The organism is Pseudomonas sp. KT_2_4, from assembly GCF_041410225.1.
GTDB lineage: Bacteria > Pseudomonadota > Gammaproteobacteria > Pseudomonadales > Pseudomonadaceae > Aquipseudomonas > Aquipseudomonas paracarnis.
Map to the genome: position 1 here is coordinate 2,054,068 of NZ_CP166962.1, position 14,506 is coordinate 2,068,573.

The following is a 14,506-nucleotide window of genomic DNA, read 5'->3' on the forward strand; positions in this document are numbered from 1 at the left end:
ACACGACCTTGGTCGACACTGACTAACACCAGGCATCATGCGAGACTGTCCAACCGGGCCTGGAATGTCCGGGTGTTCTTATGCTCGGAGTTACCATGACGCTGTCCAGCGGGCTGATCGCCGCCGTTGCCCTGGCCTATATGGCCACTATGTTTGCCATCGCCTTTTACGGTGACCGCCGCCATGCGCCGCTGCCACCGCGCGTGCGTGCCTGGGTGTATAGCCTGTCACTGGCGGTGTACTGCACCAGTTGGACCTTCTTCGGCGCCGTAGGCCAAGCCGCCGAACAACTGTGGGCATTCTTGCCGATCTACCTGGGACCTGTGCTGTTGCTGGTGCTGGCACCCTGGGTGCTGCAGAAGATGATCCTGATCAGCAAGCAGGAAAACATTACCTCCATCGCCGACTTTATCGCTGCCCGCTACGGCAAGTCCCAGTCCCTGGCGGTGGTGGTGGCACTTATTTGCCTGGTGGGCGTGCTGCCCTATATCGCGCTGCAGCTCAAAGGCATCGTACTGGGCGTGAACCTGCTGATCGGCGCCGGCCCCGACACCACCGGCACCCGCGCCCAGGACACGGCCTTGATTGTGTCGCTGGTATTGGCGCTGTTTACCATCGTGTTCGGCACACGCAACCTCGACGCCACCGAACACCACCGCGGCATGGTGCTGGCGATTGCCTTTGAGTCGCTGGTCAAGCTGTTCGCTTTTCTCGCCGTCGGTGCGTTTGTCACCTACGGCTTGTACGACGGTTTCGGCGATCTGTTCAGCCAGGCCATGCTCGCCCCGCGCCTTGAGGAATACTGGAAAGAGACCATCAACTGGCCTTCGATGGTGGTACAGACCGGCGTCGCCATGATGGCGATCATCTGCCTGCCGCGACAATTTCATGTGACGGTGGTGGAGAACATCGACCCCCAGGATTTGCGCCTGGCCAAGTGGGTGTTCCCGGCTTATTTGATCCTCGCGGCACTGTTCGTGGTGCCCATCGCCTTGGGCGGCAAGATGCTGTTGCCCAGCTCGGTGCTGCCGGACTCCTATGTGATCAGCCTGCCAATGGCCGAGGCCCATCCTGCCCTCGCCGTGCTGGCATTCATTGGCGGTGCATCAGCGGCCACTGGCATGGTGATCGTGGCGAGCATTGCACTGTCGACGATGGTCTCCAACGATATGCTGCTGCCGTGGCTGTTGCGCCGATCCAGCGCCGAGCGGCCATTCGAAGTCTTTCGCCACTGGATGCTGTCGGTTCGCCGGGTGAGCATTGTGATCATCCTGCTGCTGGCGTACGTGAGCTACCGCTTGCTGGGCTCCACTGCCAGCCTGGCGACCATCGGCCAGATCGCCTTTGCCGCTGTGACCCAACTGGCCCCGGCGATGCTCGGCGCACTCTATTGGAAGCAGGCCAACCGGCGTGGGGTGTTTGCCGGTTTGGCCGCCGGTACCTTCCTGTGGTTCTACACCTTGGTCTTGCCAGTGACGGCGAAAAGTCTGGGCTGGTCGCTCAGCCTTTTCCCCGGCCTGACCTGGATGCATTCCCACCCGTTCGGGCTGTCGGTCACGTCGCTGACCTTGGGCACCGTGTTCTCCCTGGCGGGGAATTTCACCCTCTTCGTGTGGGTGTCCATGCTGTCGCGCACACGGGTTTCCGAGCACTGGCAGGCAGGCCGTTTTATCGGCCAGGAAATCAACCAGCGTGCGAGTGCGCGCTCCATGCTGTCGGTGCAGATCAGCGACCTGCTCAGCCTCGCGGCGCGCTTCGTCGGGGAAGAACGGGCCCAGCAGAGCTTTATTCGCTTCGCCTACCGCCAAGGCAAAGGCTTCAACCCCAACCAGAATGCCGATAACGATTGGATCGCCCACACCGAACGCTTGCTGGCCGGCGTACTCGGGGCCTCCTCGACGCGGGCGGTGGTGAAAGCGGCAATCGAAGGGCGGGAAATGCAACTGGAGGACGTTGTCCGTATCGCCGACGAAGCCTCGGAAGTGCTGCAGTTCAACCGCGCCCTACTGCAAGGCGCCATCGAGAACATCACCCAGGGCATCAGCGTGGTGGACCAGTCGCTCAAGCTGGTGGCCTGGAACCGGCGTTACCTGGAACTGTTCAACTACCCGGACGGCTTGATCAGCGTCGGCCGGCCCATTGCAGACATCATTCGCTACAACGCCGAGCGCGGCCTGTGTGGCCCTGGCGAAGCGCAAGTGCACGTGGCGCGTCGCCTGCACTGGATGCGCCAGGGGCGTGCGCACACCTCCGAGCGCTTGTTCCCCAATGGCCGGGTGATCGAGTTGATCGGCAACCCGATGCCCGGCGGCGGGTTTGTCATGAGCTTCACCGACATCACCGCCTTCCGCGAAGCCGAACAAGCACTGACCGAAGCCAACGAGGGCCTGGAGCAGCGGGTGACCGAGCGCACCCATGAACTGTCGCAACTGAACGTGGCCCTCACCGACGCCAAGGGCGTGGCCGAATCCGCCAGCCAGTCGAAGACGCGGTTCCTGGCGGCCGTGAGCCATGACCTGATGCAACCGCTGAACGCTGCGCGGCTGTTTTCCGCCGCCCTCTCCCACCAGACCGATGGCCTGCCCAGTGAGGCACGGCAATTGGTGCAGCACCTGGACAGCTCGCTGCGCTCGGCTGAAGACTTGATCAGTGATTTGCTGGATATTTCGCGCCTGGAAAACGGCAAGATCAACCCACAACGCCAACCCTTTGTCCTCAACGAGCTGTTCGACACCCTGGGTGCAGAATTCAAGGCGCTGGCCCAGGATCAACACTTGCGCTTCCGCTGGCGCGGCAGCCGTTTGCGGGTCGACAGCGATATCAAACTTTTACGGCGAATTTTGCAGAACTTTCTGACCAATGCCTTCCGTTATGCCGACGGCCCAGTGCTGCTAGGCGTACGTCGCCGCAAGGGCGAACTCTGCCTGGAGGTCTGGGACCGCGGCCCTGGCATTGCGCCGGATAAACAAAAGGTGATCTTCGAAGAGTTCAAGCGCCTGGACAGCCACCAGACCCGTGCCGAAAAGGGCCTGGGCCTGGGCCTGGCGATTGCCGACGGTCTGTGCCGCGTGCTGGGCCATCGCCTGAGCGTGCGCTCCTGGCCGGGCAAAGGCAGCGTCTTCAGCGTGTGCGTGCCGCTGGCCCGCAACCAGGCCAGCGTGCAACCCAAGCCGCCCACAGAAACCGGCCTGCCCTTGAGTGGCGCACGGGTGCTATGCGTGGATAACGAAGACAGCATCCTGATCGGCATGCGCAGCCTGCTAACGCGCTGGGGCTGTGAAGTCTGGACGGCCGCCAACCAGGCCGAATGCGCGGCACTGCTAGCCGACGGTATCCGCCCGCAACTGGCGTTGGTGGATTACCACCTGGACCACGGCGAAACCGGTACCGAGTTGATGGGCTGGCTGCGTGCGCAACTGGCCGAGCCGATTCCCGGTGTGGTGATCAGTGCCGATGGGCGACCGGAGATGGTGGCCGAGGTGCACGGGGCGGGGTTGGATTACTTGGCCAAACCGGTGAAGCCGGCGGCGTTGCGGGCGCTGTTAAGCAGGCATTTGCCCCTGTAACGGGGCTGTATTCGAGCTATTTGTGGGAGCAATTTAGACTCCTATTTATTATTCCGGGAGATGCGCCACGCCATCCGAATCGGTCATCGCCCGCTCCAGCAGATCCGCCGGCAAGCTCTTACTGGCGCGGGCGCCGAGCAACCTTAGCTGCTCGGTACGGCTGACCAGGTTCCCACGCCCATCCGTCAGCTTGTTGCGCGCCGCGCTGTAGGCCTTGTCCAACTGTTGTAGCCGGTTGCCCACTTCGTCCAGGTCCTGGATAAACAGCACGAACTTGTCATACAGCCAGCCGGCACGCTCGGCAATTTCCCGCGCGTTCTGGCTCTGGCGCTCCTGCTTCCACAGGCTGTCGATCACGCGCAGGGTGGCGAGCAAGGTCGTGGGACTGACGATTACGATATGGCGGTCGAAGGCTTCCTGGAACAGGTTGGGCTCGGCCTGCAATGCCGCAGAAAAGGCAGCCTCGATCGGTACGAACAGCAGGACGAAATCCAGGCTGTGCAAACCCTCCAGGCGCTTGTAGTCCTTGCCGGCCAAGCCTTTGACATGATTACGCAGGGACAGCACGTGTTGCTTCAACGCGGCCTGGCCAATCACCTCGTCATCCGCCGCCACGTACTGTTGATAGGCGGTCAAGCTGACCTTGGAGTCGACCACCACCTGCTTGTCGCCCGGCAACATGATCAGCACATCGGGCTGGAAACGCTCGCCATCCGGGCCTTTGAGGCTGACCTGGGTCTGGTACTCACGGCCCTTCTCCAGGCCCGCGTGTTCCAGCACTCGTTCAAGAATCAGCTCACCCCAGTTACCCTGGGTTTTCTGGCCCTTGAGAGCGCGGGTCAGGTTAGTGGCTTCGTCCGACAGACGCAGGTTCAATTGCTGTAGGCGCTCAAGCTCTTTGGCGAGGGAAAAGCGCTCACGGGCTTCGTTCTGATAGCTTTCTTCGACACGCTTCTCGAAGGACTGGATACGTTCCTTGAGCGGGTCCAGAAGTTGGCCCAGGCGCTCCTGACTGGTTTCGGCGAAGCGTTGCTCACGCTCGTCGAAGATCTTGCCGGCCAGCTCGGCAAATTGCGCACGCAGTTCGTCTCGTGAGCCTTGCAGGTCGGTGAGGCGTTGCTGATGACTCTCTTGCTGCTCACGCAATTCGGCGCTCAGGGCCGCGGCCAAGGCGTCGAGGCGACGCAGTTCGGTTTCCTTGGCGCTACGGTCGAGGTTCCAGGCGTGCGCGGCATCGCGGGCGTTATCGCGGTCGATCTGCAACAGCTCGACTTCACGGCGCAGCGCCGCCAGGTCGGCTTGTTTGGCGGCATTGGCCTGGCTGAGGTCACTGATCTCATCGCGACTGGCGTCCAGTTGCGCGGCGAGCCCTTCCTGGGCCAGTTGTGCGGTCGCCAGGCGCTCCTCCAGCAACTCCCAGCCGGTGGTGCGTGCGGTCAGGCGCCGCTGGAGTTGCCAGCACAGCGCCAGTAGCGGCACGGCTGCGCCCACAAGACCCAAGGCGATACTGGTCCAGTCAAACACCATAGCCATTTCTGCCATCACCGAAAAAGATCAAGGGTAACCAAGCCTAAGGCCGGAGGACAGCTCAGTCTTCGACCTGCCCCAGTTCGCGCTGGGCGCGACGGTCGCCGGCGCGAGCAGCCGAACGCAACAAATCGTGGCCGATACGCCGGTCTCGGGCATTTCCGCACTCGCGGCACATCAGTTGGCCAAGACGGCTCTGAGCGGCCACCACGCCTTCGCGGGCGGGCTGCTTGAGCAAGCGTCCGGCGAGATGCTTGATATTGTTGCTCTGCCCCAGGCGCGGGCTGTCGAGCAGCCACAAAGCAACCTTCAAGGAAAAACGCTTGGGCGCGGTAACAGTTTGGGCCGTGTCGGTAACAGAAGGTGATACTGAGCGAAACTTCATAAAGCACTGTGGGGCAGAACGGAAGGCGCGCCACTCTACTCTTTTTTTCGTACAGGTAAAGCTGAAAAAACCGTGCACGCCCGTCCTAGAGCAAGCGCTCGGGACAATCCACAGAAGCTGTGGATAACTCAGTGGACAACCCCCCTTGAACAGGCGCAAAGCCCCATGGAACGGGGGCCGCGGTCAAACTGACGATTTTTTCACCAATAAAAAAAGCGAGATTTTTCATTGACTTAAATTTTGATTACAGGCAAATGGGCGCACTTGCACACCCGTGGCAGCAGGGTTACACCCTTGACCACAAATGTGCACAAGTCCCGATCGGCTGGTTATATCGTCGGCGTTTTTTGATTCAACACCGGTTAAACATGTTACTAAGCGCGCAAACCCGAGGGCTTTTCAAATCTGCCTCGGCTCGCCACACTGCGCCACCGCCAATGCAAACCAGTAGGGCCGATGAAAGGAATTCTGTTATTCGCCGGGCTGCTACTGGCCATCTGCGCGACCTCGCTTGGGATCAATACCGCGCTCCCCTCGCCGGACGGCGCACTGTTTGCTATTGCTATCCTGCTATCGGCCGCCTTTACCGCCGTGATTCTGTGCATCGAACTCAGTGATGGCAGAATTAACGACATGGGCGATGTGATCCGCATGATCGAGACCGGCCAGTCCTTGCGGCTGACGCTCGCCGCCTACGGTCTGGGCTGTGCCTTGGCCGCATCCATGACCGTGCTGGTCTATTGCGAGTTACTCGGCGGCTGAACGAAGTTTTTTTTGCAATCGGCCTTCCCTTCCCTGTTTCAATCCGTTACTATCCGCGGCGTTAGTACCAAGCTGAAAGTCAATTCTGGTCGAACACGTCCCCTGAACCACATGGGATCGGCCACCTCGATGGTTTCCAGGTATTCCTTGCGACGACACTGCCTTTGAACAAGCAAAGGGTGGCGCGAAGTTCCAATACTCTGACCGAACCAACCTGCAAATTGATCAGGATCTCCACCCTGGGCCCAGAACCTTTGCCCTTGTTGTGTTGCCTGCCCTCCTAAGTACCTACCTGCCAGCCCAAGCGCGCCAATTTAATTGCGCTTCAAACTGGCTGCTTTGTTCCAGTCGGGTTCTTCGTTTGATCAATGGTGATCAGCGTTACTGGAACGTTTTAACGTTGCACGGTTCTTATCCGTGTCATTTGTAGGAACACCAATAATATGAACGCTCAAATCCACACTCAGGATGCCATTCGCACCCTCACCAACGCTTTTGCCCCAATGAACTGCCTGATCATGGCCGCTCGCAAAGGCTGCTTCAGCTTCACCCTGGTCAACGAACACGGCATCGCTCGTCACAGCGAACGCCTGTACCCCGATCAATACTCCAGCGCAGAACCGCTGCAGGCCGTGATCGATCGTACCCGTCAGGCACTGACTGCCTGATCGACCCGCGTCGCTGAAACCTCAAAAACCCTGTTTGAATAACAGGGTTTTTTATTGCCTGGAATTTGGCCCTGAGTTCGCCGGGCTAAGTACAAATGGATATAAACGTTATAACCAGTTGCAGAAGATGTTTTAAAAACAGTCCTTTACATCGTGAATATGACACTACACTTCAACTCAAGCGGCGTGATCCGCTTACGACGGGCCTGAGATCCGATTCACCGCTGCCAAGCCCCCCTTCTCAGGCTCGTCCACTCTTTGCAAGGACTGAGGCTCGTATGGGTATTGCCGCCAGTGAATTGTGTCGTTATGTGATCAGGCCGACGCTGATGTACCTCGGCCGCCACAGCTCGACAGCCGAATCCCTGCTGCTGGGCATTGCCGCCAGCCAGTCAGAACTGGGCTCGGCGCTGCATGACCGCCGCGGCCACGGCCTCTACAGCATCACCGAACCACGCCACCGCGCCCTCTGGGATAACTACCTGGCGCTGGACCCGGAACGCGCCAGCCTGGTGCGCGGACTGGCCAGCCAACATGCGTTCCTCAGCGCGCCCCAGTTGGAGCTGACGGTAAACCTGCGCTACGCCACCGCGATCGCCTGGTTGCTGGTGGAACAACATCGTCCTGCCCTTCCCGCGCCCGGCGATGTACTGGCCATGGCGCGTATCTGGAAAGAAATATTCCACCCCCAAGGCCGCCTGCGAGATTTCACCCAAGCCTGGCAAACCTGTGTAATCCCAATGAAACAGGCAGCTTGCTGACCGGGCAAATTGCAAGATTCGCCAAAAAACGGCGATTTTGGTCTGATTGTCCTACAAAAACGCTCTATCTCCCGCATTAAAGCCTATAGCGCGATGTGAAATTTATTGATACTTTCCGCAGCGGTGATCACACGGAGTTCTAATAATGAAAAAAGTAATGCTCAAGACCACACTTAGCCTCGCCGTTGCCATGGCATCCTCCCAACTGTTCGCCAGCGGCTTTGCGCTCAACGAACAGAGCGTGAGCGGGATGGGTACCGGTTTCGCAGGTCGCTCTTCTTCTGCCGATGATGCGAGTACTGTGTTCGGTAACCCTGCCGGTATGGCACGTCTGGAAGGCCAACAGATCACCGGTGGCGTTGCAGCCATTGATGCGTCCACCGATATCAGCAATGTCAGCGGCCGCTCCGCTGGCAGCAACAAAGGCGATATGGTGCCTTTCACCGCCGTTCCTTTCGGTTTCTACACCAATAAACTTAACGACCAGTGGGCTGTCGGCTTCGGCGTCTATGCGCCGTTCGGCCTGGTGACCGACTACGAAAGCGGCTTCCAGGGCCGTGGCTTTGGCAGCAAGAGCGAAGTGAAAGTCATCACCTTGCAACCGACTGTCAGCTACGCCTTCAACGATCGCGTTTCCGTGGGTTTTGGCCCGACCATCAACCGCATCGCCGGTACCCTGGAATCGGACCTGACGCTGAACCCTCGCGCGCCAGACACCAATATCAAGATCAAGGGTGACGACACCGCGCTGGGCTTCAACATCGGCGTACTGGTCCAGGCCACCGATACCACCCGTGTCGGCCTGACCTACCACTCCAAGGTCAGCTACAAGCTGGACGGCCACACCGAAGTCACCGCACCGACCGCGACCTCGCCGTTCCTGCGCAGCAACCGCTATGACGCCTCGCTGAAAATCGACACACCTGAGTCCTACGACCTGTCCGTCACTCAAGACCTGACCGACGCGTGGAAACTCTACGCCGGTGCAACCTGGACACGCTGGAGCCGCCTCAAAGACATCACCGTCAAGAACGAAGGCGTCAGCGGCGCTACTGGCGGCGCGCTTGCCCCAGGCCTGGTCAGCACAATCAAGGAAGACCAGAACTGGCACGACACCTGGGCCTACGCCGTGGGTACTTCGTACCAGCTCACCAAGCAAGTGGTACTGCGTACCGGCCTGACATTCGACCAGTCGCCTACCAACAACACGGATCGCTCACCGCGCATCCCGACCGGCGACCGTACCATCTTCAGCCTGGGCCTGGGCTACCAGGTCATGGATAACATGACCATCGACCTGGCCTACTCCTACCTGAAGGAAGAGGACGTCAAGATTTCACGCTCCAACCAATTGGCCAGCTACAACGCCAAGTATGAAAACAGCGCCAACGGTTTCGGCTTGGGCATGACCTACAAGTTCTAACCGCAGTCGTATAAAAAAGCCCCGCTCTCCTGTGAAGGAGTCGGGGCTTTTGTTTGGCTGGCGGTCAGGGTTTGGAAGCCAATGCCTGTTCCACCGCCTTGATCAGCTCCGGACTGTCCGGCTTGGTCAGGCTGGAAAAACTGGCCACAACATTGCCCTGGCGATCCACCACATACTTGTAGAAATTCCACTTCGGCGCCGCGTCGGCCTGCTGTGCAAGCACCTTGAACAGGTGCACCGCATCCGGCCCCTTGACCTTCTGCGGCTCGGTCATGGTGAAGGTCACGCCATAGTTCACGTAGCAGACCTTGGCGGTTTCCTCCCCGGTCTTGGCTTCCTGCTTGAAGTCATCGGACGGCACGCCGATCACTTCCAGGCCCTGGCCCTTGTAGCGCTGATATAACGCTTCCAGACCTTTAAACTGTGGGGCAAAGCCGCAGAAGCTCGCTGTGTTAACGATCACCAAGGGCTTGCCAGCGAATTGCTGGCACAGGTCGATGGATTCCTTGGCCCGCAGCTTGGGCAATTGGCCCGCAAGCACGGTGGGCAACTGGCGGCCATCGCCACGCTGCCAATAGCCATCAGGACGGGTACAGCGAGCCAGCGCATCTGCATGTCAAAAGTCCTTGAGTCAGTTCAGACCCACAACTTAGCAGATCGCCATGCCCAGTTGCATCAATGCCAGGCCGCCCTGATGCCAGCCCCACCAGGCCAGCAGCAATAACACCATCCCCACAGCCACCAGCATAAGACGCGCTGTCATGCTCATGCCGCCTCCATCTGCGCCTGAATACGTGCCACCGGCCGCTCACGCACCGGCCAATTCAGCGCGGCGGCGAGCAGGCTGAGTAAAATTGCCACCTGCCAGATCAAATCGTAGCTACCGGTTCGATCATAGACCACCCCGCCCAGCCACCCGCCGAGGAACGAGCCAAGCTGGTGGAACAGGAACACAATCCCGCCGAGCATCGAGAGGTTGCGCACCCCAAACAGGGTCGCGACGGTGCCATTGGTCAGCGGCACCGTGGACAGCCACAAGAATCCCATCGCCATGCCAAACAGATACGCCGTGACCTCGGTGACCGGCGCCCACAGGAACAACACAATCACTACCGCCCGTAACAGGTACAAGCCGGTGAGCAGACGCGGCTTGGACATGCGGCCACCGAGCCAACCCGCCGTGTAGGTGCCAAATACGTTGAACAGGCCAATCAAGGCCAGCACCGTGGTGCCCACCGTGGCCGGCAGGTGCTGGTCGACCAGGTATGCCGGCAAGTGCACACCGATGAACACTACTTGGAAACCGCACACAAAAAAGCCGAAGGACAGCAGCCAGAAGCCGGAGTGGGAGCAGGCCTCTTTCAGCGCTTCGCCCAGGGTTTGCTGGCCCACCGTGACCGCCAGCGGCCGGTCCTTGAGCATGGCGACCAGCGGCAGGATCAGCGCCACCATCAAGCCCAGCGCCAGCAAGGCGGCCGACCAGCCGAGCCAGCCAATCAGGCCCAGGGTGCCGGGCACCATGGCGAACTGGCCGAACGAGCCGGCGGCGCTGGCAATGCCCATGGCCATGCTGCGTTTTTCCGGCGCTACGGCGCGGCCAACCACGCCGAGAATCACCGAGAACGAGGTGCCGGACAGGCCAATACCAATCAGTAAACCTGCGCTCAACGACAGCGACCAGGCAGAGTCGGACATGCCCATCAGCACCAGGCCGACGGCGTACAACACCCCGCCGACAAACACCGCCTTGGTCGCGCCGAAACGGTCGGCCAAGGCCCCGGTAAATGGCTGCGCCAAGCCCCAGATCAGGTTCTGCAAGGCGATAGCAAAGGCAAAGGTTTCACGCCCCCAACCGAATTCGCTGCTCATCGGCGCCAGGAACAGGCCAAAGCCATGCCGTACGCCCAAGGACAACGCCAGGATCAGCGCACTGCCTAAAAGGACCCAACCACTGGTGCGCCACATCGAGGTCATTTCTTATTCTCCGTTCGCGGGTATATACCCGCTTATAGTCGAACAAACCGCCGTTCAGGCGAGTTCATCCAGCAAGGCCAACAACATTTCGCGCTTTTCGGCGCCGAGCTTATCAATCAGTTTCTGCTGCGCTGCTTCCCACGCCGGCAACGCAGCGCCTAGCCGTTCATGGCCGGCGTCAGTCAACACCACCAGGCGGTTGCGCAAATCGTCGCCCTCCACCAACTGCACCAGCCCTTCACCTTCCAGGACGCGCAGGTTGCGCCCCAGGGTGCTGCGATCCAAGCCCATGGCGTCCGCCAGGCTGGAAATGCTCGGCTGGTCGAGACGCTGCAGGTTGCACAACAGAGAATATTGGGCAACGTTGATCCCGAAGCCGTCGAGAGCGCCGTCGTAGTGCCTGCTGACGCCACGGGCGGCACGTCGCAGGTTGGTGCATAAACATTGGGAGGCAAGCATAGAGCGTGTATATACCCGGAGTTAACCAATTGCAAGAAAGCGTTACAACGCCAGCCCGACCAGTACCGCAACTTCAAGCAGCTCCAGCAGTGCGCCAGCGGTGTCGCCCGTGGTGCCGCCCAGACGCTTGACCATCAACTGGCGCAGCCACACGAAACACAGGACCGCCAGCAACACCGCGATGCCGCCGCTGAAACCACCGATCAGGGTGCAGGCCAACCCGCTGAGGATCAGCACCTGTTGGCCGACAATTCGCGGCAGATGATCTGACAGTGCCTGGCCCAATCCGCCCGCCCGCACATAGCGCGTGGTGAGAAACAGCGCCAGCATCGAAGCACGTCCGATCAGGGGCGCCAGGATCAGGGCGGCGCCATTGTGTTGTTCGATCAACGCCACCAACGCGCTGAACTTGAGCAGCAGCACCAGTCCCAGGGTGACCACCGCAATCGGGCCGCTGCGCGGGTCTTTCATGATGCTGAGGGTGCGCTCCCGGTCGCCAAAACCGCCCAACCAGGCATCGGCGCTGTCGGCCAGCCCGTCCAGGTGCAGGCCACCGCTGAGCAGCACCCAGGCGGTGAGCAGCAACGCGGCGTGCAACAGCAACGGGGTACCCTGCAACACCTGGTTGAGGCCCCATAACAGCACGCCGAACAGCAACCCTACCAGCGGATAAAACAGCAACGAACGGCCCAGCTCTTGAGGCTGCGGCATGCCCGGCAAGCGAATGGGCAGGCTGCTGAGAAATTGCAGGGCGATCCAGAACGGCAGCATCATCAGCGCCCTTCCTTCAACACGCCATCGGCCGCAACCTGCAGGCCGAACAGGGCACCGTGGCCTACTTCGACATTCAGCAGTTGCTCACGGGGCAACCCTCGCGCCTGGGCCAGCAGCAGGCGCATTACACCGCCATGGCTGATCAACAGCACGCGCTGGCCAGCATAGGCCTGATGCAGCCGCCTGACAGCGCCAAGCACGCGCGCGGAAAACTGGATGACCGGCTCGCCTTCCGGCGGCGTGAATTCATAGGGGTTGGCCCAGAACAAGCCCAGCCCTTGGGCATCGGTGTCCATCAACGCGGCCGCACTCTGCCCTTCCCACGCGCCGAAGTGCAGCTCTTGCAGATCAGCCTCCAGAGTCACCGGCACATCGAGCTGTGCCCCCAACTCCTGGGCGAACAGAGCGCAGCGTTGCAGCGGTGAGCTGATCAGCCGATCCCACGGCCCCTGCCCCACCACTGCGTCGCGCATCTGCCGCCAGCCGTTGGCGGTCAGCGCATCGTCCAGGCTGCCACGCAGGCCTCCGCCCAGTTCGGTTTCGCCGTGACGCAGCAGGTCCAGGCGTAAGGTCATGCGGGGCGGTCCGCCACGGCGGCTTCGGCGAAGGTCGCCATCTGCCCGTGCAGCGCACACGCCAGGCGCAACAAGGGCACCGCCAACGCCGCGCCACTGCCTTCGCCCAGGCGCAGGCCCAGTTCCAGCAACGGTTGCGCATCGAGGCTGTGCAGCACATGGCGATGGCCCGGCTCGGCACCCCGATGGCCGAACACCAACCATTCGCGGCACGCCGGGTTCAAGCGCACCGCCACCAGCGCGGCCACGCTGCAGATGAACCCATCCACCAGCACCACGATGCCTTCCTGGGCGCAGGCCAGGTAGGCGCCAACCAAGGCAGCAATTTCAAAACCGCCGAGATTGAACAGGGTTTGCAACGCATCGCTGCGCTGACCGGCGTGCAACGCCAAGGCGCGCTCGATGACCGCGACCTTATGGCTGACCCCTGCGGCATTCAAACCGGTGCCAGGGCCTGTGAGGTCAGTGACCTGGCAATCCAGCAATGCGCAGGCCAAGGCACTGGCGGCAGTGGTATTGCCGATGCCCATCTCACCGCCGATAAAGAGTTGCGCGCCGCTTTCCAGGGCACGGCGTGCGCTGTCTCGTCCAGCTTGCAAGGCCAACTGCCCTTGGGCTTGGGTCATCGCCGGGCCATGCACGAAATTAGCCGTGCCCGCACCGATATTCAGGTGACGAACGCCGGGCAAATCCAGGGACGGCGTGACCGTGCCGAGGTCAATCACCTCCAATTGCGCTTGCAGTTGCCGCGCCAACACGCTGATCGCCGCGCCACCGGTGACGAAGTTTTGCAGCATCTGCCCGGTGACCTCTTGGGGAAATGCCGACACGCCTTCAGCGACCACACCGTGATCGCCGGCAAAAATCGCGATCCACAGGTGATCTACCGTCGGTTTGACCTGGCCCTGCAAACCCGCCAGCCGCACCGCCAGGGCCTCCAACTGGCCGAGGGAACCGGCGGGCTTGGTCAACTGCTGCTGACGCGCCAGCGCCTGTTCGTGGGCCGTGGTATCCACCGCCTTGCAGGGGTTGAGCCACCAGGAATCGGTCATAACGCAGTACCTTTCAAAGTCAGGGGCAGGCCGGCAACCGTCAGCACAACGCGCTGACATTGCTCGGCCAAGGCTTGATGCAGACAACCGGCTTCATCCACATAACGGCGAGTCAACTCGCCCAGCGGCACGACACCCAGACCGGTCTCGTTGCTGACAAAAATGATCTCCCCCGGCAGCGAGGCCAGGGTTTGCAACAGTTGATCACGCTCGGATGCAAGGCGAGCCGGGTCTTCGAGCATCAGAAGATTGGTGAGCCATAAGGTCAGGCAATCCACCAGCAGGCAGCGATCAGTGGCGGCGTTTTCCTGTAGCACACGCGCCAGGTCGATGGGCTCTTCAACCAGGCCCCAATGGTCGGGGCGACGCTGGCGGTGCAGCGCGACGCGCTCGCTCATCTCACCGTCGAGCGGTTGGCTGGTGGCGATATAAATGACGGCAAGCCCGCTCTCTGCGGCAAGCTTTTCGGCCAGGCGGCTCTTACCCGAACGGGCACCGCCGAGGATCAATTGATACATGCAAAGGCCCCTGGCAAACGATGTGGCGAGGGAGCTTGCTCCCGTGACGGCCTGACAGCCGA

Annotated in this window: 13 protein-coding genes and 1 pseudogene; 5 read left to right on the plus strand and 9 right to left on the minus strand. The window is 60.9% G+C overall.

Features of this window, described 5'->3' with window-relative positions; all coding sequences use genetic code 11:
• The first annotated feature begins 95 nt into the window (after nt 1–95).
• Entirely contained in the window at nt 96–3,566 is a 3,471-nt protein-coding gene (locus AB9N64_RS09405) for a NahK/ErcS family hybrid sensor histidine kinase/response regulator (RefSeq protein WP_371360207.1), read from the plus strand.
• Nucleotides 3,567–3,614: 48 nt separating this feature from the next.
• Here the strand turns inward: AB9N64_RS09405 and rmuC are convergent, their stop codons facing one another.
• Together rmuC and AB9N64_RS09415 are read right to left on the minus strand one after the other, a co-directional pair.
• Nucleotides 3,615–4,979: a DNA recombination protein RmuC gene (gene rmuC / locus AB9N64_RS09410; RefSeq protein WP_169918249.1), complete on the minus strand. Its 1,365-nt coding sequence runs from the start codon at nt 4,977–4,979 to the stop codon at nt 3,615–3,617.
• 175 nt (nt 4,980–5,154) lie between these two features.
• Nucleotides 5,155–5,478 carry a hypothetical protein gene (locus AB9N64_RS09415; protein ID WP_038451067.1) on the minus strand — a complete coding sequence of 108 codons (324 nt, stop codon included), beginning with the start codon at nt 5,476–5,478 and terminating at the stop codon, nt 5,155–5,157.
• Between the two features lie 456 nt (nt 5,479–5,934).
• On the opposite strand from AB9N64_RS09415, the gene AB9N64_RS09420 reads away from it, so the two are divergent.
• The 4 genes from AB9N64_RS09420 to AB9N64_RS09435 all read left to right on the plus strand — a co-directional run bounded on the left by AB9N64_RS09420 (nt 5,935) and on the right by AB9N64_RS09435 (nt 9,092).
• Complete coding sequence (locus AB9N64_RS09420) at nt 5,935–6,240, plus strand: hypothetical protein (protein ID WP_371360208.1); 306 nt, start codon at nt 5,935–5,937, stop codon at nt 6,238–6,240.
• Between the two features lie 443 nt (nt 6,241–6,683).
• Nucleotides 6,684–6,908 carry a hypothetical protein gene (locus AB9N64_RS09425; protein ID WP_003193022.1) on the plus strand — a complete coding sequence of 75 codons (225 nt, stop codon included), beginning with the start codon at nt 6,684–6,686 and terminating at the stop codon, nt 6,906–6,908.
• A gap of 278 nt (nt 6,909–7,186) precedes the next feature.
• A complete protein-coding gene (locus AB9N64_RS09430; RefSeq protein ID WP_032903131.1) occupies nt 7,187–7,669 on the plus strand; it encodes a hypothetical protein in 483 nt (160 codons plus the stop codon).
• A 145-nt stretch (nt 7,670–7,814) separates the two neighbouring features.
• Nucleotides 7,815–9,092 carry an OmpP1/FadL family transporter gene (locus AB9N64_RS09435; RefSeq protein ID WP_003193026.1) on the plus strand — a complete coding sequence of 426 codons (1,278 nt, stop codon included), beginning with the start codon at nt 7,815–7,817 and terminating at the stop codon, nt 9,090–9,092.
• Between the two features lie 64 nt (nt 9,093–9,156).
• Here AB9N64_RS09435 and AB9N64_RS09440 read toward each other — a convergent pair.
• The 7 genes and pseudogenes from AB9N64_RS09440 to cobU all read right to left on the minus strand — a co-directional run bounded on the left by AB9N64_RS09440 (nt 9,157) and on the right by cobU (nt 14,444).
• Nucleotides 9,157–9,707: pseudogene (locus tag AB9N64_RS09440) on the minus strand (glutathione peroxidase).
• A gap of 150 nt (nt 9,708–9,857) precedes the next feature.
• Complete coding sequence (locus AB9N64_RS09445) at nt 9,858–11,066, minus strand: MFS transporter (RefSeq protein ID WP_014719382.1); 1,209 nt, start codon at nt 11,064–11,066, stop codon at nt 9,858–9,860.
• Between the two features lie 54 nt (nt 11,067–11,120).
• A complete protein-coding gene (locus tag AB9N64_RS09450; RefSeq protein ID WP_014719383.1) occupies nt 11,121–11,525 on the minus strand; it encodes a MarR family winged helix-turn-helix transcriptional regulator in 405 nt (134 codons plus the stop codon).
• Nucleotides 11,526–11,567: 42 nt separating this feature from the next.
• Entirely contained in the window at nt 11,568–12,296 is a 729-nt protein-coding gene (locus tag AB9N64_RS09455) for an adenosylcobinamide-GDP ribazoletransferase (RefSeq protein WP_168224202.1), read from the minus strand.
• A gap of 2 nt (nt 12,297–12,298) precedes the next feature.
• On the minus strand, nt 12,299–12,874 hold the full coding sequence (cobC, locus tag AB9N64_RS09460) for an alpha-ribazole phosphatase family protein (RefSeq protein ID WP_014719385.1): 576 nt from the start codon (nt 12,872–12,874) through the stop codon (nt 12,299–12,301).
• The gene (gene cobT / locus AB9N64_RS09465; RefSeq protein WP_371360209.1) at nt 12,871–13,926 is read right to left on the minus strand and encodes a nicotinate-nucleotide--dimethylbenzimidazole phosphoribosyltransferase; all 1,056 of its coding nucleotides are present in this window, start codon (nt 13,924–13,926) and stop codon (nt 12,871–12,873) included. The genes cobC and cobT overlap by 4 nt, the downstream gene beginning before the upstream one ends.
• On the minus strand, nt 13,923–14,444 hold the full coding sequence (gene cobU / locus AB9N64_RS09470; protein WP_371360210.1) for a bifunctional adenosylcobinamide kinase/adenosylcobinamide-phosphate guanylyltransferase: 522 nt from the start codon (nt 14,442–14,444) through the stop codon (nt 13,923–13,925). Before cobU ends, cobT begins: the two co-directional genes overlap by 4 nt.
• Between the last annotated feature and the right edge of the window lie 62 nt (nt 14,445–14,506).

Coding starts and splice junctions, on each gene's coding strand:
- AB9N64_RS09430 (WP_032903131.1), top strand. CDS start 7,187: ATGGGTATTGCCGCCAGTGAATTGTGTCGTTATGTGATCAGGCCGACG.
- AB9N64_RS09415 (WP_038451067.1), bottom strand. CDS start 5,478: ATGAAGTTTCGCTCAGTATCACCTTCTGTTACCGACACGGCCCAAACT.
- AB9N64_RS09445 (WP_014719382.1), bottom strand. CDS start 11,066: ATGACCTCGATGTGGCGCACCAGTGGTTGGGTCCTTTTAGGCAGTGCG.
- AB9N64_RS09425 (WP_003193022.1), top strand. CDS start 6,684: ATGAACGCTCAAATCCACACTCAGGATGCCATTCGCACCCTCACCAAC.
- AB9N64_RS09450 (WP_014719383.1), bottom strand. CDS start 11,525: ATGCTTGCCTCCCAATGTTTATGCACCAACCTGCGACGTGCCGCCCGT.
- AB9N64_RS09420 (WP_371360208.1), top strand. CDS start 5,935: ATGAAAGGAATTCTGTTATTCGCCGGGCTGCTACTGGCCATCTGCGCG.
- AB9N64_RS09405 (WP_371360207.1), top strand. CDS start 96: ATGACGCTGTCCAGCGGGCTGATCGCCGCCGTTGCCCTGGCCTATATG.
- cobT (WP_371360209.1), bottom strand. CDS start 13,926: ATGACCGATTCCTGGTGGCTCAACCCCTGCAAGGCGGTGGATACCACG.
- AB9N64_RS09435 (WP_003193026.1), top strand. CDS start 7,815: ATGAAAAAAGTAATGCTCAAGACCACACTTAGCCTCGCCGTTGCCATG.
- cobC (WP_014719385.1), bottom strand. CDS start 12,874: ATGACCTTACGCCTGGACCTGCTGCGTCACGGCGAAACCGAACTGGGC.
- cobU (WP_371360210.1), bottom strand. CDS start 14,444: ATGTATCAATTGATCCTCGGCGGTGCCCGTTCGGGTAAGAGCCGCCTG.
- AB9N64_RS09455 (WP_168224202.1), bottom strand. CDS start 12,296: ATGCTGCCGTTCTGGATCGCCCTGCAATTTCTCAGCAGCCTGCCCATT.